This is a genomic window from Pseudomonas sp. 3MA1, from assembly GCF_029237275.1.
Taxonomy (GTDB): domain Bacteria; phylum Pseudomonadota; class Gammaproteobacteria; order Pseudomonadales; family Pseudomonadaceae; genus Aquipseudomonas; species Aquipseudomonas fluorescens_AP.
Window position 1 is genome coordinate 21793 of record NZ_JAACFX010000009.1, and the last position, 19741, is coordinate 41533.

Genomic DNA, 19741 nt, shown 5'->3' on the forward strand with positions numbered 1-19741 from the left:
GCAAGCGGCGCCCGACCGTCCCCTGTCGGATAACCGCTGGGCAATCTTCATCAAACTGTCACGCAACTGTGGCAGCGCGAATCATCGAAGTTCATCAGACTCGCGCTCCACTGGGGTTCTGCGTTTCGGTGTTTTCCATGCGGGCAAGATTGTTTTCCACTGTCATCCTGCTGGCCGGGCTATTGCTCGGCCAGCTGTCCTTTGCGGCTGCGCGCTGCGACGTCAACGTACCCACGCAACGGGTCGACCTGCCACAGGTGAGCCTGGCTTATCAGAGCATTGGCCGGACTTCCGATCCGGCGTTGCTGCTGGTCATGGGCCTGGGCGGGCAATTGATCCACTGGCCGGACGAGGTGGTCATGGCCTTGTGTCAGCAGGGCTTTCGGGTGATTCGCTATGACAATCGCGATGTCGGCCTGTCCACGTGGCGTGAGACGCCGGACAGCGCCAACCTGACCTTCGAGGTGCTGCGCTACAAGCTGGGCCTGCCGGTATCGGCGCCCTACACCCTGACCGACATGGCCGACGATGCCCTGGGGCTGATGAATGCCCTGCACATCGAGCAGTTCCATGTGCTGGGGGCGAGCATGGGCGGGATGATTGCCCAGCACCTGGCGGCCATGGCGCCACAACGGGTCGAGAGCCTGACCCTGATCATGACCAGCTCCGGCGCCGAAGGCCTGCCCGCACCGAATGCGGCCCTGGTGCAGTTGCTGTCCCGGCGCAATGCGCCAAACCGCGAAGTGGCCCTGGAGCAACAGGCCGACCTGTTGGCGGCGCTGGGCAGCCCCAGGGTCGCGGATGATCGTCGGGTCCTGCTGCATCAGGCGGCCCTGGCCTATGACCGGGCGTTCAACCCGCAAGGGGTTCAGCGCCAGATCATGGCGATCCTCGCCGAACCGAGCCGGGTGGCGCTGCTCAAGCAACTGCGGGTGCCGACCCTGGTGGTGCATGGCACCGCCGATCCGCTGTTGCCGGTGATGCACGGCGTGCACCTGGCGGCGCAGATCCAGGGCAGCCAGTTGAAACTGATCCCGGGCCTGGCCCATCGTTTCCAGGAAGCTTTCAAGGCACCCTTGCTGGCGGCCGTGCTGCCGTACCTGCAAAGCCATCGCGAGGATAGGTCCCACTGGGCCCAGATCGAGCCGCTGGAAGTGGGGCGCATGCTCTGAGCCAAGCCTCAAACGGATAGATTTTCGCTTGCAGCTTGTCGCGGTTCGCGTCAGCGAACGATCTTGTCCACCTGAATGCCGAGCTTTTTCAGGCGGTACCAGAAGCTGCGCTCGGAAATGCCGATCATCTGCGCTGCCGCGGCCTGGACGCCATTGCTCTGCTGAAGGGCCGCGAGGATGTAGCTGCGTTCCACCTCCGCCAGGGCTGCGTCCAGGTCGCTGGGCACAGGCGCATTGACGCCGGGGAGGGGGCGGCCTTCGGCTCCCGCCGGCGGGGTGTCGAACAGATAGCCTGGCAGGTCGCTCTCCTCGATGACCGAGGCGCGAGCGACGATGGTGGCGCGCTCCACGCAGTTCTGCAGTTCGCGAATGTTGCCCGGCCAGGTGTAGCTGGCCATGGCCTGCAGCGCCTGCGGGCTGAAGCCGGTGATGCGCTTGCCGGCGGCGGCGCCCAGGCTGTGGGCGAAGTGGCGGGCCAGCGGGGCGATGTCTTCGACCCGTTCGCGCAGCGCCGGCAGGGGAATGGGAAACACGTTGAGGCGGTAGTACAGGTCTTCGCGGAACTCCTTGTTGGCCACCGCTTCCAGCAGGTTCTTGTTGGTCGCGGCGATCACCCGCACGTCGACCTTGCGCTCCCGTGGATCGCCCACCGGCTCGATCACCCGCTCCTGCAGGGCGCGGAGAATCTTGGCCTGCAGGGCCAGGGGCATGTCGCCCACTTCGTCGAGGAACAGGGTGCCCTTGTCGGCCTGCTGAAAGCGCCCGATGCGGTCGGCCACGGCGCCGGTGAAGGCGCCCTTGCGATGGCCGAACATCTCGCTTTCCAGCAGGCCCTCGGGAATCGCCGCGCAGTTGACCGCGACAAACGGCTTGTCGGCGCGATTGCCGTGCTTGTGGATGGCCCGGGCGACCATTTCCTTGCCGGTGCCGCTTTCGCCGGTCAGGAGAATGGTGGCATTGCTGTCGCGCACCGAGTCCACCGCCTGCAGCACCCGGCGAAAGGTCGGGCTGTCGCCCACCAGGCTGTCGAACTGCTGGTGTTCGTCGAGTTCGGCGCGCATGCGCTGGTTGTCTTTGAGAATGTCGCGAAACTGCAGGGCCTTGCTGACGGTGATGTCCAGCTCGTCGATATCGAACGGCTTGGCGATGTAGTCGTAGGCGCCGTTGCGCATGGACTGCACGGCGTTCTTCACCGTGCTGTAGGCGGTCATCACGATCACCGGCAGGTTCGGGTAGCGCTGCTTGATTTCCCCCAGCAACTGCGGCCCGTCCATGCCCGGCATGCGCCAGTCGCTGATCACCAGGTCGATGTCCTCCTGCTCCAGCACCTTGAGGGCGTGCAGGCCGTTGCTTGCGGTGAACACCTGAATGCCGTCCTGGCTCAAGGCCGAGGACAGCAGGTCGCAGAGTTTCGGTTCGTCGTCGACCACCAGCAGGTTATGCGTCATCACTGTCCTCGTCGTCCTCTTCACCGTTGGCCGGAATGTACAGGCTGAAGGTGGCGCCGGCATCTTTTTCGCTGACGCACTCGATATGGCCGTCATGGCTTTCCATGATCGAGAAGACTTTAGCCAAACCCAGGCCGGTGCCCGAGGCCTTGGTGGTGACGAATGGGGTGAAAATGCGCTCCAGCATGTCCGGCTCGATGCCCTGGCCGGTGTCGCTGACGCTGATGATGGTTTCGTCGTTCTGCTGGGCGATGCCCAGGGTCAGGCGGCCGCCTTCGGGCATGGCGTCGATGGCATTGAGGATCAGGTTCAGGCAGGCCTGCTTGAGCTGCCGGGCGTCGGCGTGGATGGTCGCGCCGGGGGCCTGGTCGTCGATGCGCGCATCGATGTTGTGGGTCGCCAGCTCCGGGGTGCAGAAGCCCAGCAATTCCTCCAGCAAAGGGCGCGCCGGCTGGGTGGCGCGGATCGGCGCGCTGGGCTTGGCGAAGTCGAGGAACTCGGTGATCAGGTCATTGATCCGGCTGACTTCGCTGATCACGTATTCCAGGTGGCGCTTGTCGTTTTCCGGCAGGTTGGCCCGGCGGTGCAGCAGTTGGGTGGCGGTCTTGATGATGCCTAGGGGGTTGCGGATCTCGTGGGCCAGGCCCATGGCCACTTCGCCCAGGGCGTGCAGGCGGTCCCGGCGACGCAGTTGGGCTTCCAGGTGCTGCAGTTCGCCGAGGCGTTCGGTCATGTGGTTGAAGGTGCTGCTCAGCTCCGCCAGTTCGTCGCCGCCGATCACCGGCACCCGTTGCCGGTAGTCGCCGGCAATCACCGCCTGGACGCCCTTGGACAGGCCCCGCAGCGGCCGGGTCAAGCGTTGCGACACCAGCCAGCCGACGCACAGCGAGGCCGCCGAGCTGAGGAGGAAGATCAGGATGAACAGGTTGCTCTGGTTGACCAGGCCCACCAGGCTGCTGTGACGCAGCAAGCCGCTGAAAATCACCCCCACCAGGTCGCCGCTGTCATTGAAGATCGGTCGGTACAGGCCGCTGTAGCGGCTGGTGAACTGTTCGGTGGGCTGGCGCGTGGCACGCAGGATGTCTTCGATCTTGTGCGGCACCCGCGCAGGGTGATCCTCGAAGCGCTGGGTGGCGAAGATCTCGGAGAAGTCATCGGCCTTGGCCAGGTACAGGCGCAGGTCCAGGGAGTGCACATCGGCCACGCTGGTGAGGAAGCTGGCGTCCAGGTAGGTGGCGATCAACAGCTGATAGTCGACGCCGTCCAGCTGGGTCTGGAAGGTCGAGACCACCGCCCCGGTGGCGACACCGCCAACCTGGATGGTCTGCAGCACGGCATTGGAGGCGGTGCTGATCTGCCCCACCACGTCGTCGGCGGCGGTGGTGAACATCACTTTGTGGTCGTTCTTGCGAATCAGCGCCACCACGTCGATGCCCATGGAGTCGGCGATGTCGGCGGTGAGCTTGTCGTGCTTGGCCGCATTGCGATCGGTGGGCGGGCGGGTGTAGCGCAGGAACAGCTGGGCGATCCGCGCGTTGTCACGCAGGATCTCGGTGATCTCGTCCTCGACGATCTTGGTGGATTCTTGCAGCCAGATCCGCACGTTGCTGTCGAAGATTTCCGACAGCGTGGTGGCCGCCAGCTCAGCCGCGATCATGGTCGGGATCACACTGACCAACCAGAAGGCCAGCACCAGCTTGCGCTGCAGGCTCCAGCGGGAGATGGCGAAGGGGCGAGGCGAGCGACGATCTTTTCTGGTCATGTACTTTCGCTTATTGCAGCAGCCATGGCGGGGTCGGAGCGATCCGGGCGGACAAAGCGTTTTATCACTTTGAGCAGGGCGTTGAGCAACGGATTGCGGTGGCGGAAAAACAGCATGTTACCGGTGAAGCGGCAACCCAGGCGCAGTTTGCTGGCATAGCCCGCCTGGCCGCACTCGTAGAGCGGAATCCGTTGCTGGATGCAGAAGTCGACATTGGCCAGCCAGCTGCGGAAATACAGGTTGTGCTCGCGACTGACATTGAGGTCGTGGGCAAAGAACTTGTCGATCAGCCGATGCTGGTCGATGAGGATCAGGTTGAACGCCACCAACTGCTCGCCGACCCAGTACAGGACGCAGGCGGCACGCTCGCCCAACTGCTCGAGGATCGCCGTGAAGTAGTCCGCCGGCAGGCGTTCGAACTGCAGGTCGCTGCGGTTCAGGGTGGCTTCGTACAGGCGCATGATGTCCGGCAGCACGTCGTCGATCTGCCGCCGCCATTCGATGCGCGGTGCCGGAGCCCGGAGCTTGCGTCGCAGGTCCTTGCGGGTGGATTTGCCCAGGGTGCCCAGGTACGCGTCGATCGAGGCGAAGGGCACGGGCAGCAACGCGGTGGGCAGGCTGGGCATGGCTTGCAGGCCGGCGGCCAGGCAGCTGTCGGCCCATTGCTGATCGTGGCTGGGGGCATCCTTGACCGCCAACAGGCCGATGCCAAAGCTGTCGGCGTCGCGCCGGGCCAGTTTCAGCAGTTCTTCGAGCAAGGCCTGACGACGCTGGGGCGGGACGTGGCTGGCGGTGCCGGCGTTGCACTGTTCGGCCACCGGCGAGCCGATGGCGTACAGGCGCAGTTGCAGGACACCGGGCCACTGGCGCTCCAGGCGTTCGGTAAAGCGCTTGGCCAATCCCGACACGGTGGTGTCGAGCCGGTACTGGGTGGTGAAGGCCGGGGCCACCGCCACCAGGGTCGAGCCCTCGAAGACCGCCAGGTAGCGCCACTGAAAGTCGGCAATGGCGGCTTTTTCCACGGCCAGGTAGTAATCCCAATCCTCCAGGGCCCCCGGAAAACAGTCATTCCAGGCACTGCGTTCGATGGCCTGTATGGTTGAAAAGGCTTGGGCGGTAATCACGTCTCTTCCTTAAGTCACGCCAGCTGTCGGTAGTCTTCACGTTCGGCGGGTTGGGTCACTCGTTGCTGGATGAAGTCGACGCTCAGCTCGATCACCCGCTGGTACTGCAGGTCCACGGTGATCATGTGATAGCAGTTGTCGAGGAGGATCTTGGTCACCGGCCCGCCGAGCTTGCGCTCCACGTAGTTGGCGTTCCAGGGACTGGTGATGTCGTCCTCGCTGGAGTGCAGCACCAGAGCCGGGGTCATGATCGAAGGCATGCGTTTCTTGACCACGGCGTTCATCCGATGCAACTCGCGCACCGTCACGCCCTCCATGGTCAAGAGGCCCGCGTCGCTGCTCTGGCCGGCTTTCATCTGCTTCTCGACGATGGCCCGCAGGCGTTCGTTCTTGATGCCGTAGGGCGGTTTCTCTTCGAAACGGCAGATGTGCACGCCAAAGGGGATCTTCATCAGCAGCGGCGTGAGGAACGCCAGCTTGTTGATGCTCCAGCCGTCGTACTTGAGGGTGGTGGAGTACATCAGCAGGCCGCTGATCTGCCCCGGATGCTCGGAGGCCAGGTACATGGACATCACCGCGCCCATGGACAGGCCGCCGACGAACACCTGCTCGTGACGCTGCTGCACGCCGACAAAGGTCTGGCGCACGCCTTCGTACCAGTCCTGCCAGCCGGTGGCCTGCAGGTCGCTGTTGTCCCCGCAGTGCCCGGGCAGGGTCGGAACGTACACCGTGCACGTCCCGTCCTTGGCCAGGCCCTGGGCCACCCGACGCAGTTCCGTCGGGGTGCCGGTCAGGCCGTGGATCAACAAGACCCCGACCGGACCCGTGCCGAGAACGAAGCCGGCGTCGCCTTCGCCCAGATCGATCTCAGCGGCGCTCATCGCTTCATGGCCCGATCCAGCAGGCGGTCCAGCAGAGCGATGCCCAGGTCGATTTCCGCGTAGCTGATTTCCAGCGACGGGGCCAGGGTGATGACGTTCTTGTAGTAGCCGCCCACGTCGAGGATCAGGCCCAGGCGCTGGCCGTTGATTTCGATGTCGCCCTTCATGCCTTCCTCGACCATGAAGTCCAGGGTCGCCTTGTCCGGGGTGAAGCCGTCGGTGGTGCAGATTTCGCAGCGCAGGGCCAGGCCCAGGCCGTCGACGTCGCCGATGATCGGGTAGCGCTTCTGCAGGTCTTGCAGGCCGGCCAGGAAGTACTTGCCCTTTTCCATGACCATCGCGCCGTAGTCGATCTCGCTGGTCATCTTGAACATTTCCAGGCCCACGGCGGTGCCCAGCGGGTTGGAGGCGAAGGTGGAGTGGGTCGAACCTGGCGGGAACACGCCCGGGTTGATCAGCTCTTCACGGGCCCAGATGCCGCCCAGCGGGTTGAGGCCGTTGGTCAGTGCCTTGCCGAACACGATCACGTCGGGTTTGACGTCGAAGTGCTCGATCGACCACAGCTTGCCGGTGCGGTAGAAGCCCATCTGGATTTCGTCCACCACCAGCAGGATGCCGTGCTGGTCCAGCACATGCTTGAGTTCGCTGTAGAAGTTCATCGGCGGGATCACGTAGCCGCCGGTGCCCTGGATCGGCTCGACGTAGAAGGCGGCGTATTCGCTCTGGCCGACTTTCGGGTCCCACACGCCGTTGTATTCGGTTTCGAACAGGCGGGCGAACTGCTGCACGCAGTGGCTGCCGTACTCTTCCTTGGTCATGCCTTTAGGACCGCGGAAGTGGTACGGGAACGGGATGAACTGCGCGCGCTCGCCGAAGTGGCCGTAGCGGCGACGGTAGCGGTAGCTGGAGGTGATCGACGAGGCGCCCAGGGTACGACCGTGGTAGCCGCCTTCGAAGGCGAACATCAGGCTCTTGCCGTTGGTGGCGTTACGCACCACTTTCAGTGAGTCCTCGACCGACTGCGAACCGCCGACGTTGAAGTGCACGCGACCGTCCAGGCCGAACTTCTTCTTGGCGTCCACGGCGATCATTTCCGACAGTTCGATCTTGCCTTTGTGCAGGTACTGGCTGGCGATCTGCGGCAGGGTGTCGATCTGTTGCTTGAGGGCGTTGTTCAGGCGCGGGTTGGCGTAGCCGAAGTTCACCGCCGAGTACCACATCTGCAGGTCGAGGTAAGCCTGGTCGCTGGTGTCCCAGACATAGGAGCCTTCGCAGCGGCTGAAAATGCGCGGTGGTTCGATGTAGTGAACGGTATCGCCGTAGGAGCAGTACTTGGCTTCTTTTTCCAGAAGGATCTGGTCTTCTGGGGTCGCGATGCGGATATCAGACATGGTGGAAGAGTTCCTGGGTTTCAAGAGAGAAATTGGTCGCGTTGGCGGCGTTGTTCGGCAGCTTGGCCAACAGCGCCGGCAGTTCGGCGAAGGAGTCGAACCGCGCGTGGGGAATCTTGTTGCGTTCGCAGTAGTCGGCCAGGCGGTCCTTGGCGAACACGAAGTCGGCGGTGGACGCCACGCACATGTCCGACTGGCCGTCGCCGATCACCAGCACGCGCTTGCCGCGCGGGGTGGACTTGCATTTGCAGTTGCCGGAAGCAGCGCGGCAGGCGTCGCTGGCGTAGGGGAAGTCGATGCGCCAGCTGTTGTGGTCGACCTGGCGCAGGCGGTTGGCGAGGATCGGCAGCAGGGTCACGTAGTTGCGTGCCAGGATGCGGGCGATGCCTTGCTCGATGCCGTCGCTGACCACTTCGATGGAAGCGCCCAGGCCGATCACGTGATCGACGAAGTCGGGGAAGTCGGGGTCGATTTCGACACTGTCGAAGTAGCCCAGCAGTTCGGCGGGCGAAGCCTTGACCAGGGCCAGTTGGCGGCTGAGGCATTCACGGGAGCCGATGTGACCGTCCAGCCATTCCTGCTCGATGCCTTCCCAGCTCGGGTCGGCGAAGCGTTGGAGAACGTTATCGATCACGTCGGCGCGGGAGATGGTCCCGTCGAAGTCACATACGATATGCCAGTGCATCATCTGCTGTTACCTGTTGAATAAGAGCGCTGCTTGCGCTTGTGGCAGGGGTAGAGCAGGGACTGTGCCAAGTGGGAAAAACCCAGCAGGGCCGGGGCTCTGGCCGCAGGGGGAAGTGATTTGTAGCTTTCTGGCTACAATTTTTGTAGCTTGCTACAACCAACATCAGTGCTTGCGTCGCAAGGGCGCTCTGGTGATTGATGCGCGGCTGTTCAGACAAGGAAACTCACGCATGCCTAGGCTTTCTCTTCCCGCCATACTGGCCGGCCTGCTCTCGCTGGGCGCGGCAATGGGCGCCGCCGCCGACTCCGGCATCACCGGTGAACTGGGCCTTGGCCTCGGTTACCAGCCCCACGACCCGACCGGCAGCAGCTACGACACGGTGCCGCTGCCTTATATGGATCTGGAATGGGGCGATGTCAGCCTGAGCACCGACGACGGCCTGACCTGGAGTGCCTTCAAGGCCAATGGCTTGAGCGTCGGTCCCTATGTCAATTACCTGCAGGGGCGCAACGCCGACGGCAAGCTGCGCGGCTTGCGGGACGTGCGCGACATGGCCGATATCGGCGGATTCGTCGAGTACGCTCCGGATGACTTCTGGCGACTGTTCGCCAGCCTCGGCCAGGCGGTCGGCGGTGCTGGTGGCCAGGGCGGCCTGCTGGGCAAGCTCGGCGGCGAGATCGGCTATCCCCTGGGCATGGGCATCATTGGCAGCAATGAATTGACCCTGCACTTTGCCGACGACCGTCAGGCCAATACCTTCTATGGCGTCAGCGCCAAAGAGTCCCTGGCCTCCGGTATCGACCGCTACAACGCCGGCGCTGGCCTGCAGAACTTCACCCTGAGCCAGAGCTTCCAGTTCCCCCTGGGGGACAACTGGTCGCTGGTGGCCAGCGCCAGCTGGATCCGTCTGGTCAATTCCGCCGCGGACAGCACCATCGTTCGCGATCGGGGCGAGGTCAACCAGGGCCAGGTGCAGACCGCCATCAGCTACAAGTTCTGACGTGTGCTACCGCAGGCCGCGCCCCGGCCTGCGGTGGTCCCTGTGAAACTGGTCTGGCCTTTGCAAAGGCGCTCATGAATTCAATTTCTCAGGAAGTGCTTCATGGCCCGACCCGCCTACCGTCTGCTTGCCCATTCCCTCTGGGACCTGATCCCGATTGCCATGGCCCTGGCGCATTTCGCCTTTGTCCTGTGGCTGGTGCTGGACTTTCACGCCCTGTCCTGGTGGGTCATTCTCCCGGCGGCGCTGCTGTACGCGGTCAGCCTGTCGTGGAGCATCAACAGCATTTCCCACAATCAGATCCATAACGCCTACTTCACCCCGGGATGGATGAACCGCGCCTTCGATCTGCTGCTGTCGGTGACCATCGGTTTTTCCCAGACCCTGTACCGCGACATCCACAACCGCCACCACCGTGGCAACTCCGATCGTCCCGATGCCCAGGGCAAGACCGTGGACCCGCTGTCGATCTACCTGCACGGCAAGAATGGCCAGCCGGACAATCCCTGGGCCTACACCTTCCTGAGCTTCTTTCGCGACGATCCCAAGGAGATCTACCAGGAAATGCAGCGCAAGCGGCCTGACGATGCACGCTGGGTGAAGGTGGAAATCGGCGTCACCGTGGCCTTCTACCTGGCCCTGGCGCTGTATGACTGGCACGCGGTGCTGGTGCTGCTGCCGTTCTGGTACCTGGGGCAATCGCTGTCGTCCCTCAACGGCTACTACGAGCATCTGGGGGGCAACCCCGACCTGCCGATTGCCTGGGGCGTGAGTTCCTACAGCCCGCTGTACAACCTGATCTGGATGAACAACGGCTACCACGCCGAGCATCACTACCGGCCGAAGATGCACTGGACCAAGGTCAAGGCCTTCCACCGCGAGATTCGCGAGCAGCAGCAGGCGGCGGGGGTCAAAGTGATTCCCGTGTCCCACGGCCTGGGCTTCCTGGTAGCCCACCGCAAGGCCTGACCGCAAGATCGCCTTCGTCGGCCAGCCGACTCCTACCAAGGCACGACGCCAATCCCCCGCCGTAGGAGCTGGCTTGCCAGCGAAGAGGCCGTCAGGCCTCTTCACCTTCCGCCAGCAGGGCAATCCCGCCGATGATCACGAAGACGCCGATCCAGTGCAGCAGGCTGATCTGTTCACCCAGGCCCAGCCACGAGCCCAGCAGCACCACCACGAACACCAGGGAACTCAAGGGGAAGGCCAGGGACAGGCTGCTGCGACGCAGGATCAGCATCCACACGAAAAACGCGCCGATGTAGCAGGCAATCGCCAGCAGCACGCCCGGATTGACCGCCACCGCCGCCAGCCATTGCAGGTTGAAATCCATCTGCCCCAATTGGTCGCCGCCGACCTTGGTGGCGATCTGCCCGGCGCTCTCGAAGCCGATCAGCAGGGCCCAGAGCACGATGGTGCCCAGACGCTCGTGCAGCCAGCCGTGGGAGGTGTTCGAACTCATGAAACGCTTCCTTCTATTCGTTGAATAAGGCTCAGGTACTGGCCACGCAGACCAGCATCACCCCGGCGGTGATCACCAGGGTGCCCAGCCAGCGCCGGCGGCTGACGGTCTCGCCCAGCACCACCTTGCCCGCCAGGACCACCCCGCAATAGGCCAGGGCCGCGGCCGGGAACAACAGGCTCAGGGGCGCCCGGGACAGGGCTTCGAGCCAGACGAAGAACTCGATGGCGTAGGCGCCGATGCCGCACCACAGCAGGGGCGCGTTGAACACCTGGCCCCAGAAGGCATTCAGGCGAAAGCCGCCTTCCAGCTCCGGCAGGCGGTCGAGGCCGAGCTTGAAACAGAGTTGGCCGACCACGTCCAGGACAATCGAAAAGGCCACCAGCAGAACTACGGTCAGGGTCACGGAAACAGCTCCTCGAACAGCGATATCAGGGCTTCATTGGTCACTGAGTTGCGCAGCAGGTCGTCCTGGCTCCAGCGTTCGGCCGGGGGCTGGTCGGACTTGGCTTCCCAGCGTTTGAAGGCGTTGCTGAAGGCCGGCTGGGCGAACTCGCCGCAGACGTCGATGCCCAGGATGCGCTTGCGCGCCGCCAGTGCGCGCAGTGCCTGCAGCAGGTGGGTCAGGCGCATGCCGCCCTGGTCCCAGTTGGTGGCGGCGTCTTCGCTGGCCAGCACGTCCTTGTCGATGGTGATCCACACCGCTGCGGTGGGCAGGCTGTCGATCATCTGCGCGAGGAAGGTGGCCCAGTCCAGGTCCGCCAGATTGCGCCAGTGCAGGTGGTTTTCCTGCTGTTGATGACCGGCGCCGTCGCCGACCCGGCCCCAGACCTTGGACGGCGCGTGCTGCCAGGGAAACAGCTGCAGCTTGCCGTGCTTCAGGGCGCCGAGGTTGCCGCCGCGCAGCTGCGGATTGTGCAGGTCTTCACTGCACGGGCCCAAGGTGACGATGCGCTGGATATTGGGCAGTTGCAGCGCCCGGTTGACCCAGGAACCGCAGTGCCGGCGCGGGGCGAAGCGCACCCAGTCGGGGTGATTGTCGAAGTGGATCAGGCTCACCGGCTCGGGCAGGTCGCACAGAAAGGCCGGGGTCAGGTGGTGATAGTCGCCGGAGCCGACAAAGAAGATTTCCGGTTGCGGGCCGCTGTGCCGGGGACGTTGACCCAGGCGCTCGCGAAAATGGCGGTAGGTGCGCTCGGTGGACCAGAGGCGCAGCTTGGGGCCCAGGTCCAGCAGGTCCAGGCGTCGCGCTTGGCCGCTTTTCAGGCGCCGGAGAATGGGCTCCTGGGCGGTCAGGCTGTGGTCGAGATCTAAAATATTCAAGGCGTTCTTTACCCATGGCAGCGCCCTCCAGAAACTGCGTGATACCGCTCAAACGCAGGCTGGACGGGCTTTAGCGGGTAAATGCAAGGGTCGGGCCAGGGTGGCTGGCGACAGACCGCGGCGCAGGCTTCGCGAGCAAGCTCGCTCCTACGGGAATGGAGGGCGGCTCAGGCGTGCAGGCGCACCCAGACGCTGACCAGGATCGTCGCGGCGATCAGCCAGGCCACGGCGGCCACCGCCAGGGAGGCTTCTAGGCGCAGGCGGTCGACCATCACATACAGGGTCGCCAGGTAGACGAAGTAGGGAATGATCGACCACATGCCGAACAGGATGGTGGTCTTCAGGTCGTCGAGGGAGCGGCCCTTGCCGACGATGTAGTGGGCGATCAGGGCAAAGGTCGGGAACAGCGGCACCAGCCCGGCGATGTAGTAGTTCCGGGTCTTGGCCAGGGCCGCCAGGATCACCACCACCGCCGCGCCCAGGGCGGCCTTCAACAATAGATCCATGGGTATGCGCGCCTTTCGGTTAGTGGTTCAGGCCGTACTTCTTGACCTTGTCAAACAGCGTGGTCTTGGCCATGCCCAGCTCCTGGCTGGCCTGGGTCAGGTTGCCGCCGCTGCGCTGCAAGGCGTCGTTCAGCAGGTTGCGCTCGAAGGCTTCCACCGCCTCGGCAAACCCCAGGCCCTGGGCTGCGCTGGCGCCGCTCTTCTTGAACGCCGGCAGGCCCAGGGCGAAGCGCTCGGCGACGTTGCGCAGTTCGCGCACGTTGCCCGGCCAGTCGTGGCTCATCAGGCTCGACAGGGTCTGGTTGTCCAGCTCCGGCACGGCGCGGTCGAAGCGCAGGGACGACTGCTGCAGAAAGTGTTCGAACAGTTGCAGGATGTCCTCGCGGCGCTCGCGCAGGGGCGGCAGTTCCAGGGTCACCACGTTGAGGCGGTAATACAGGTCGCTGCGAAATGCCTTGGCCCGGCTCATCTCGTCCAGGTCCGACTTGGTGGCGGCGATCACCCGGCAGTCGACGGCCACGCTCTGGTTCGAACCCAGGCGCTCCAGGGTGCGCTCCTGCAACACCCGCAAAAGCTTGATCTGCAGGTTGATCGGCATGCTTTCCACTTCGTCGAGGAACAGCGTGCCCTGGTGAGCGTGCTCGATCTTGCCGATCCGGCGCTTGCCGGCGCCGGTGAAGGCATTGGCCTCGTGGCCGAAGATTTCGCTTTCGAAGAGGTTTTCCGGCAGGCCGCCGCAGTTCAACGCAACGAACTGTTGCTGGTGGCGCCGGCTGAAGTCGTGCAGGCAGCGGGCGACCAGTTCCTTGCCGGTGCCGGTTTCGCCTTCGATCAGCACGTTGGCCGAGGTATCGGCGACGTTGGCGATCAACTCCCGCAGGTTCTGCATGGCCGGCGAGCGGCCGATGATCCGCCCTTCCAGGGAGCTGCGTTCGGCCAACTGGCGGCGCAGGGAAGTCACTTCCCGGGCCAGTCCCCGCTGTTCCAGGGCGCGGCGGGCCACGTCCACCAGGCGCTCGGGGGAAAAGGGTTTCTCCATGAAGTCGTAGGCGCCTTGCTGCATGGCGCCGACGGCCATGGAGATGTCGCCGTGGCCGGTGATCAGCACCACCGGCAGGCTGCGATCCCGGGCCTTGAGGCGTTTCAGCAGCTCCAGGCCATCGATGCCCGGCAGGCGGATATCACTGACCACGATGCCGGGGAAGTTGTCGCCGACCTGGGCCAGGGCCTCTTCGGCGCTGCCCACGCCAATGCAGGGAATGTCTTCCAGGGCCAGGGCCTGCTGGCAACCCAGCAGGACATGGGGGTCGTCTTCGACGATCAGCACGGTCAGCTCGTTGTTCATATCGGCTCGGCTTGAGTGGGGCTTGCCAGGGGCAAGCTGAGGACAAAGGCGGTGCCGCCGCTTGCCGGGTGTTCCACCCCCAGGCTGCCGCCGGTGGCGGCGGCCAGGCTCGCGGACAGGGTCAGGCCGAGGCCCAGGCCTTGCTCGCCGGGTTTGGTGGTGAAGAAGGGTTCGAACAGGTGCTTGCGCGCCTCAAGATCGATGCCGTGGCCGTTGTCGCGGACCCGCAGGCGGTACTTGCCGTCGCCGGGTTCGCCTTCCAGCCACAGCTCCGGCGCCGGCTGCGCTTGCATGGCGTCCAGGGCGTTGCCGATCAGGTTGACCAGGATCTGCTCCAGGCGGGTCTGGTCGATCTGCAGGGTCTGTTCGCTGAAGTCGCGGTGCAGTTGCAGGGGCAGGGGTTCGATACGGGCGTTGAGAATCTGCAGCGCGGCGTCCACCGCCTTGTCCAGGCTGGCCTGGCCCTGGTCGTCGCCACGGCGGGCGAAGGCGCGCAGGCTGGCGGTGATGCGCCCCATGCGGTCGATCAGTTCGTTGATGGTCTTGAGGTTGGCGCTGGCGGTGTCCAGGGCGCCGCGCTCAAGAAAGCGCACGGTGTTGCCGGACAAGGTGCGCAGCGCCGCCAGGGGCTGGTTGAGTTCGTGGGCGATGCTGGTGGACATCTGGCCGATGGCCGCCAGCTTGCCGGCCTGGACCAGCTCGTCCTGGGCCCGGCGCAGGGTTTCCTCGGCCTGGCGGCGTTCGCGGATCTGGCTCTTGAGGCGCTCGTTGCTGGCCCGCAGGTCGGCGGTGCGCTCGGTGATTCGTCGCTCCAGCTGGCTGTTGGCTTCCTGCAGGGCTTCACGGGCGGCCAGGCGCGTGGCGATGACCTTGCGCCGCTCGTTCCAGGCGATCAGCAAGAAGGCCACCAGGGCAAAGGCCACGGCCACCAGGATGCCTTGGTTGATGGCTTCGCGGCGCAGGTCCTGCAGCGGCGTGAGCAGGGTGAAATTCCACGGGGTGTCGCTCAGGGGCCGGGTCTGGGACAGGTAGCTGATGGCCTTGCCGTCCGATTCGAGTTCGGTGTTGGCGGGGAAGGTCAGTTTCTCCACGCCTTCGGCCAGGCGCTCGCGGGCCAGGGGTTCGAGTTCGTTGAGCGGGAACCAGTAGTACTGCAGGCTGCGGGCCAGGCGTTCCTTGGTGTCGTCGCTGAGCGGGCGGACCGACTTGAGTCGGCGCGCCGGATCGCTGGAGAGAATGATGATGCCGTTCTCGTCGCTGACGAACGCCTCCAGGCGAGCCCGTTGCCAACGCTCTTCCAGGGCTTCCAGGCGCACCTTGACCACCGCTACGCCGATGATCTTGCCTTGCTCTTCCAGGCCGTGGGCCAGGTAGTAGCCGGGCTCGCCGTTGGTGCTGCCGATGCCGTAGAAGCGTCCGGGCTGGCCGCGCACGGCGTTCTGGAAGTAGGCGCGAAACGACAGGTCCTCACCCAGGTAGCTGTCGACGTCGCGCCAGTTGCTGGTGGCCAGCACCCGGCCGGTGGTGTCCATGACATAGATGGCCCGGCTGCGACTGCGGCGGTTCAGGCCTTCGAGGTACTGATTGACGGTTTGCCGGTGTTCCGGCGAGGGATCGTCCAGCAAGCGCGAGACACTGGATTCCAGTTCCAGCAGGCTGGGCAGATAGGTGTATTTGCTGATCTCGCTTTCTACGGCGCGGGCGTGCAGTTCCAGCTGGCGTTCGCCATTTTCGCTGAGGGTGCGGATGCCGTTGTGTTCGCTGACCCAGAAGCCGATGTAGCCCAGGCCGATCATCAGCAGGATGACCAGGGGCGGCAGGAACAGTTGGCGGATCAGACGGGGTTTCACGGCAAGTGATGGCGGCGCGGCGCGATAGAGAGAGGGGTCGCATTTCATCACAGATGCCTTGGGTCAACCAGCGTGGCGAGGGAGCTTGCTCCCGCTCGGCTGCGAAGCAGTCGCGGACCGCCCATGCGTGTCTCGGGTAGCACGCATGGGGCGGTTTTGCGGTCGCTGCGCGACCCAGCGGGAGCAAGCTCCCTCGCCACAAGGGTCAGCACAGCGCTAGCGGCTTAGTGCTGCAGGATCTTCTCGAGGAAGTGCTGGGCACGTTCGGAACGGGCGCTGATATCGCCGAAGAATTCTTCTTTCTGGCAGTCTTCGATGATCTGGCCCTTGTCCATGAAGATCACCCGGTTCGCCACTTTGCGGGCAAAGCCCATTTCGTGGGTCACGCACATCATGGTCATGCCTTCCTGGGCCAGTTGCACCATCACGTCCAGCACTTCATTGACCATTTCCGGGTCCAGGGCCGAGGTCGGTTCGTCGAACAGCATGACGATCGGGTCCATGGCCAGGGCGCGGGCGATGGCCACACGCTGTTGCTGGCCACCGGAGAGCTGGCCCGGGTGCTTGTGGGCATGGGCGGCGAGGCCAACCCGATCCAGCAGTTGCAGGCCTTTCTTGGTGGCCTCTTCCTTGCTGCGGCCCAGGACCTTGATCTGCGCGATGGTCAGGTTTTCGGTGATGGTCAGGTGCGGGAACAGCTCGAAATGCTGGAACACCATGCCGACGCGAGAGCGCAGTTTCGGCAGGTTGGTCTTCGGGTCGGCAATCGAGGTGCCGTCGACCACGATGTCGCCCTTCTGGAAGGGTTCCAGGGCGTTGACGCACTTGATCAGGGTCGACTTGCCCGAGCCGGATGGCCCGCAGACCACCACCACTTCACCCTTTTTGACCTCGGTGCTGCAATCAGTCAGCACCTGGAAGTCCCCATACCACTTGTTGATGTTCTTGATAGAGATCATACGGCGAACCTTTTTTGCAGACGCTTGACCAGCAGCGAGGCGGCAAAGCTGATTGTGAAATAGACCAGACCAGCGATGATCAGGAATTCATTGGAGCGGCCGATGATGTCGCCGCTGGAACGCGAGGCGTTGAGGAAGTCCACCAGGCCCACGGTGTACACCAGGGAGGTGTCCTGGAACAGGATGATGCTCTGCTGCAGCAGCAGCGGGGTCATCTTGCGGAACGCCTGGGGCAGGATGATCAGGCGCATGGTCTGGCCATAGCTCATGCCCAGCGCCTGGGCGGCGCCCATCTGGCCCTTGGGAATCGACTGCACGCCGGCGCGGACGATTTCGCAGAAGTACGCCGCTTCGAACATCATGAAGGCCACGATGCACGAGGTGAACGCGCCGATCGGCGTGTCTTCGCCGGTGATCCAGCGCAGCACGAACGGCACCGCCAGGTAGAACCAGGTGATCACCAGCAGCAGCGGGATCGAGCGGAAGTAATTGACGTAGGCGCCGGCCAGGTTCGACAGCAGCTTGTTGTGGGACAAGCGCATCAAGGCCAGCAAGGTGCCGAGGATGATCCCGCCGACCACGCCCATGACCATCAGCTTGAGGGTCATCAGCATGCCGTTCCACAGACCGGGAATGGCCGGGACTATGCCCGAGAAGTCGAATTCCATTATTTACCTCCCACGGAGATCAGGCCGGGGACCGAGACTTTCTTCTCCACCAGGCGCATCAGCAGCATCAGGCTCATGTTCAGGGTGAAGTAGATCAGGGTAGCCAGGGTGAAGGCTTCGAACAGGTTGGCCGAGAACTCGGCGGTCTGCTTGGTCTGGGCCAGCAATTCCATCAAGCCGATCAGGGACGCCACCGAGGAGTTCTTGAAGACGTTGAGGAATTCCGAGGTGAGCGGCGGAATGATGATCCGGTAGGCCTGGGGCAGCAGCACGTTCCAGTAGATCTGCGGCAGCGAGAAGCCCATGGCGCGGGCGGCGGATTCCTGGCCGCGGGGCAGCGCCTGGATACCGGTACGGACTTGTTCGCAGACCCGGGCGGCGGTGAACAGGCCCAGGCACACGACGACGCTCAGGTAGGCCGAGGTGGTCGGGTTGAGGTCCTGCTTGTACCACTCCTGCAGGTTTTCCGGCAGCAGGTCCGGCACCAGGAAGTACCAGATGAACAGCTGCACCAGCAGCGGCACGTTACGGAAGATCTCCACGTAGACGGTGGCGATGCCCGACACCAGACGGTTCGGCACGGTGCGCATGACGCCCAGGATCGAGCCCAGCAGCAGCGCGATGATCCAGGCCACCACGGCGATGGCGATGGTCCAGCCCAGGCCGGAGATGAACCAGTCGAGATAGGTCTCGCTGCCCACGCCGGTGGACTTGAAGAACACGCCCCAGTCCCAGTTGTAATTCATTAGGGTTACCCCTCAGATCGTTCGATGTACAAGCACCCGCCTGGGGACGTCCGTTCCCGCCTGATCATGACGATCAGGCACACGCGATCGGCTCGACAACCACCGGTTCGAGTGTTTCCAAAAAAATGCCAGCAGGTAGTGACAGACTCCGGAAGGGGCGGCGCCCCTTCAGGAGATAAGGTTAGTCAGGAATCAGGACTTTTTATCGTCAGCCGCTTTGTCGGTCGGGTTGGCGATCAGGGCCTTGAGCTCGTCGCTCATCGGGAACATCAGGTTCAGGCCTTTTGGCGGAATCGGCGATTGGAACCACTTGTCGTAGATCTTGTTGATTTCGCCCGACTTGTAGGTGGCAACGATGGCGTCGTCCACGGCTTTCTTGAACGGGGCATCGCCCTTGCGCACCATGCAGCCATAGATTTCGTAGGACTGTGGAGTACCGGTCACGGCCCAGTCGGTTGGCTTCTTGGCCTTGGCCATTTCACCGGCCAGCAGCGCGTCGTCCATCATGAACGCAACGGCGCGACCCGATTCCAGCATCTGGAACGACTCACCGTGGTCCTTGGCGGAGATCACGTTCATGCCCATCTGCTTGTCGGCGTTCATCGCCTTGAGGATGCGCTCGGAAGTGGTGCCGGCGGTGGTCACCACGTTCTTGCCTTTGAGGTCAGCGAAATCCTTGTAGGCCGAGTCCTTTTTGGACAGCAGGCGGGTACCGATTTCGAAGATGCCGACCGAGAAGTCGACCTGTTGCTGACGCTCGACGTTGTTGGTGGTGGAGCCGCACTCGACGTCGACGGTGCCGTTCTGCACCAGCGGGATACGGGTCTGGGAGGTGACCAGGTTGTACTTGACCTTCAGGTCAGGCATGTCGAGGTCTTTCTTGATCGCTTCGACGATTTTCAGCTGGATGTCGTGGGAGTAGCCCACTGGCACGCCGGAAGCGTCAGCGATGTAGGAAAACGGGATGGAAGCGTCGCGATGTCCGAGGGTGATGGTGCCGGACTCTTTGATTTTCTTCAGTGTGCCGGTGAGCTCGGCAGCGAAAACTGGAGTGCTAATCAGAGCGGCAGCGATAGCTGCGCCCAACAGATGGGGAACGATGCGCATCAATATTTCCTCGACATTTGTTTTTTTTATGAAGCCAGTTCGACGGCTCTTTTATACAGCGAATGCCTTGACGGCTCCTGTTGTGTTGGCGCGACAGGCATTCGTCGCACAGTGTAGAGCATGAGTCGTGCCAGACCCATTGATCATGCTCAAGTCATTGATTTTAAAGGTAATAAAATATTATCGGGGCATGAGTTTCCGCACTTTTATCCGGTTATCCGAATCCCTTTCGGTCGGGCATTCGGAAAACCGAACGCGGTACTTCGCCGTTGGTGGGGCGGCCAGGCCGAGGCCAGCGACTTGCGATGA

The 19741-nt window shown here is 63.5% G+C and carries 19 protein-coding genes; 3 read left to right on the forward strand and 16 right to left on the reverse strand.

All coding sequences use genetic code 11. The features are described 5' to 3' along the window. Positions 1 to 137 precede the first annotated feature (137 nt). Entirely contained in the window at positions 138 to 1172 is a 1035-nt protein-coding gene (locus GWQ44_RS22370; protein ID WP_042940929.1) for an alpha/beta hydrolase, read from the forward strand. 50 nt (positions 1173 to 1222) lie between these two features. On the opposite strand, the gene GWQ44_RS22375 is transcribed toward GWQ44_RS22370, so the two are convergent. From GWQ44_RS22375 to GWQ44_RS22400, 6 genes are read right to left on the reverse strand one after another with little or no spacing between them, the layout of a single operon-like run. Continuing rightward, positions 1223 to 2620 (reverse strand): sigma-54 dependent transcriptional regulator, encoded by a 1398-nt coding sequence (locus GWQ44_RS22375; RefSeq protein WP_275928293.1) that lies wholly within the window; start codon positions 2618 to 2620, stop codon positions 1223 to 1225. Continuing rightward, complete coding sequence (locus GWQ44_RS22380; protein WP_016964649.1) at positions 2610 to 4382, reverse strand: HAMP domain-containing sensor histidine kinase; 1773 nt, start codon at positions 4380 to 4382, stop codon at positions 2610 to 2612. The genes GWQ44_RS22375 and GWQ44_RS22380 overlap by 11 nt, the downstream gene beginning before the upstream one ends. Continuing rightward, entirely contained in the window at positions 4379 to 5506 is a 1128-nt protein-coding gene (locus GWQ44_RS22385) for a GNAT family N-acetyltransferase (RefSeq protein WP_016964650.1), read from the reverse strand. Before GWQ44_RS22385 ends, GWQ44_RS22380 begins: the two co-directional genes overlap by 4 nt. Positions 5507 to 5520: 14 nt before the next feature. After that, positions 5521 to 6387, reverse strand: a complete 867-nt coding sequence (locus tag GWQ44_RS22390; RefSeq protein ID WP_103741435.1) for an alpha/beta fold hydrolase — start codon at positions 6385 to 6387, stop codon at positions 5521 to 5523. Beyond that, positions 6384 to 7778 carry an aminotransferase class III-fold pyridoxal phosphate-dependent enzyme gene (locus GWQ44_RS22395; RefSeq protein WP_016964652.1) on the reverse strand — a complete coding sequence of 465 codons (1395 nt, stop codon included), beginning with the start codon at positions 7776 to 7778 and terminating at the stop codon, positions 6384 to 6386. Before GWQ44_RS22395 ends, GWQ44_RS22390 begins: the two co-directional genes overlap by 4 nt. Further along, a complete protein-coding gene (locus GWQ44_RS22400) occupies positions 7771 to 8466 on the reverse strand; it encodes an HAD-IB family phosphatase (protein ID WP_011063137.1) in 696 nt (231 codons plus the stop codon). The genes GWQ44_RS22395 and GWQ44_RS22400 overlap by 8 nt, the downstream gene beginning before the upstream one ends. A 229-nt stretch (positions 8467 to 8695) precedes the next feature. Between GWQ44_RS22400 and GWQ44_RS22405 the strand changes: the two genes are divergently transcribed. Together GWQ44_RS22405 and GWQ44_RS22410 are read left to right on the forward strand one after the other, a co-directional pair. Then, the gene (locus GWQ44_RS22405) at positions 8696 to 9466 is read left to right on the forward strand and encodes a MipA/OmpV family protein (protein WP_047305877.1); all 771 of its coding nucleotides are present in this window, start codon (positions 8696 to 8698) and stop codon (positions 9464 to 9466) included. Positions 9467 to 9568: 102 nt separating this feature from the next. Continuing rightward, positions 9569 to 10435 (forward strand): fatty acid desaturase, encoded by an 867-nt coding sequence (locus tag GWQ44_RS22410; protein WP_016964654.1) that lies wholly within the window; start codon positions 9569 to 9571, stop codon positions 10433 to 10435. Positions 10436 to 10526: 91 nt separating this feature from the next. Here the strand turns inward: GWQ44_RS22410 and GWQ44_RS22415 are convergent, their stop codons facing one another. The 10 genes from GWQ44_RS22415 to GWQ44_RS22460 all read right to left on the reverse strand — a co-directional run bounded on the left by GWQ44_RS22415 (position 10527) and on the right by GWQ44_RS22460 (position 19432). Continuing rightward, positions 10527 to 10928, reverse strand: a complete 402-nt coding sequence (locus GWQ44_RS22415; RefSeq protein ID WP_016964655.1) for an EamA family transporter — start codon at positions 10926 to 10928, stop codon at positions 10527 to 10529. Between the two features lie 31 nt (positions 10929 to 10959). Beyond that, a complete protein-coding gene (locus GWQ44_RS22420) occupies positions 10960 to 11334 on the reverse strand; it encodes a transporter (protein WP_011063133.1) in 375 nt (124 codons plus the stop codon). Beyond that, positions 11331 to 12251: an arginase gene (locus GWQ44_RS22425; RefSeq protein WP_047305875.1), complete on the reverse strand. Its 921-nt coding sequence runs from the start codon at positions 12249 to 12251 to the stop codon at positions 11331 to 11333. Before GWQ44_RS22425 ends, GWQ44_RS22420 begins: the two co-directional genes overlap by 4 nt. Before the next feature lie 167 nt (positions 12252 to 12418). Then, positions 12419 to 12748 carry a GlpM family protein gene (locus tag GWQ44_RS22430; RefSeq protein ID WP_169892259.1) on the reverse strand — a complete coding sequence of 110 codons (330 nt, stop codon included), beginning with the start codon at positions 12746 to 12748 and terminating at the stop codon, positions 12419 to 12421. Between the two features lie 28 nt (positions 12749 to 12776). Continuing rightward, positions 12777 to 14102, reverse strand: coding sequence for a sigma-54 dependent transcriptional regulator (locus tag GWQ44_RS22435; protein ID WP_275928294.1), 1326 nt, complete (start codon positions 14100 to 14102; stop codon positions 12777 to 12779). Then, positions 14099 to 16000 (reverse strand): sensor histidine kinase, encoded by a 1902-nt coding sequence (locus GWQ44_RS22440; RefSeq protein WP_047305874.1) that lies wholly within the window; start codon positions 15998 to 16000, stop codon positions 14099 to 14101. Before GWQ44_RS22440 ends, GWQ44_RS22435 begins: the two co-directional genes overlap by 4 nt. 176 nt (positions 16001 to 16176) lie before the next feature. Beyond that, on the reverse strand, positions 16177 to 16911 hold the full coding sequence (locus tag GWQ44_RS22445; RefSeq protein ID WP_016964662.1) for an amino acid ABC transporter ATP-binding protein: 735 nt from the start codon (positions 16909 to 16911) through the stop codon (positions 16177 to 16179). After that, the gene (locus GWQ44_RS22450; protein ID WP_016964664.1) at positions 16908 to 17579 is read right to left on the reverse strand and encodes an ABC transporter permease subunit; all 672 of its coding nucleotides are present in this window, start codon (positions 17577 to 17579) and stop codon (positions 16908 to 16910) included. The genes GWQ44_RS22445 and GWQ44_RS22450 overlap by 4 nt, the downstream gene beginning before the upstream one ends. Beyond that, positions 17579 to 18325, reverse strand: coding sequence for an amino acid ABC transporter permease (locus tag GWQ44_RS22455; protein ID WP_011063126.1), 747 nt, complete (start codon positions 18323 to 18325; stop codon positions 17579 to 17581). The genes GWQ44_RS22450 and GWQ44_RS22455 overlap by 1 nt, the downstream gene beginning before the upstream one ends. 192 nt (positions 18326 to 18517) lie before the next feature. Then, entirely contained in the window at positions 18518 to 19432 is a 915-nt protein-coding gene (locus GWQ44_RS22460) for a glutamate/aspartate ABC transporter substrate-binding protein (RefSeq protein ID WP_103741437.1), read from the reverse strand. Positions 19433 to 19741: the final 309 nt, after the last annotated feature.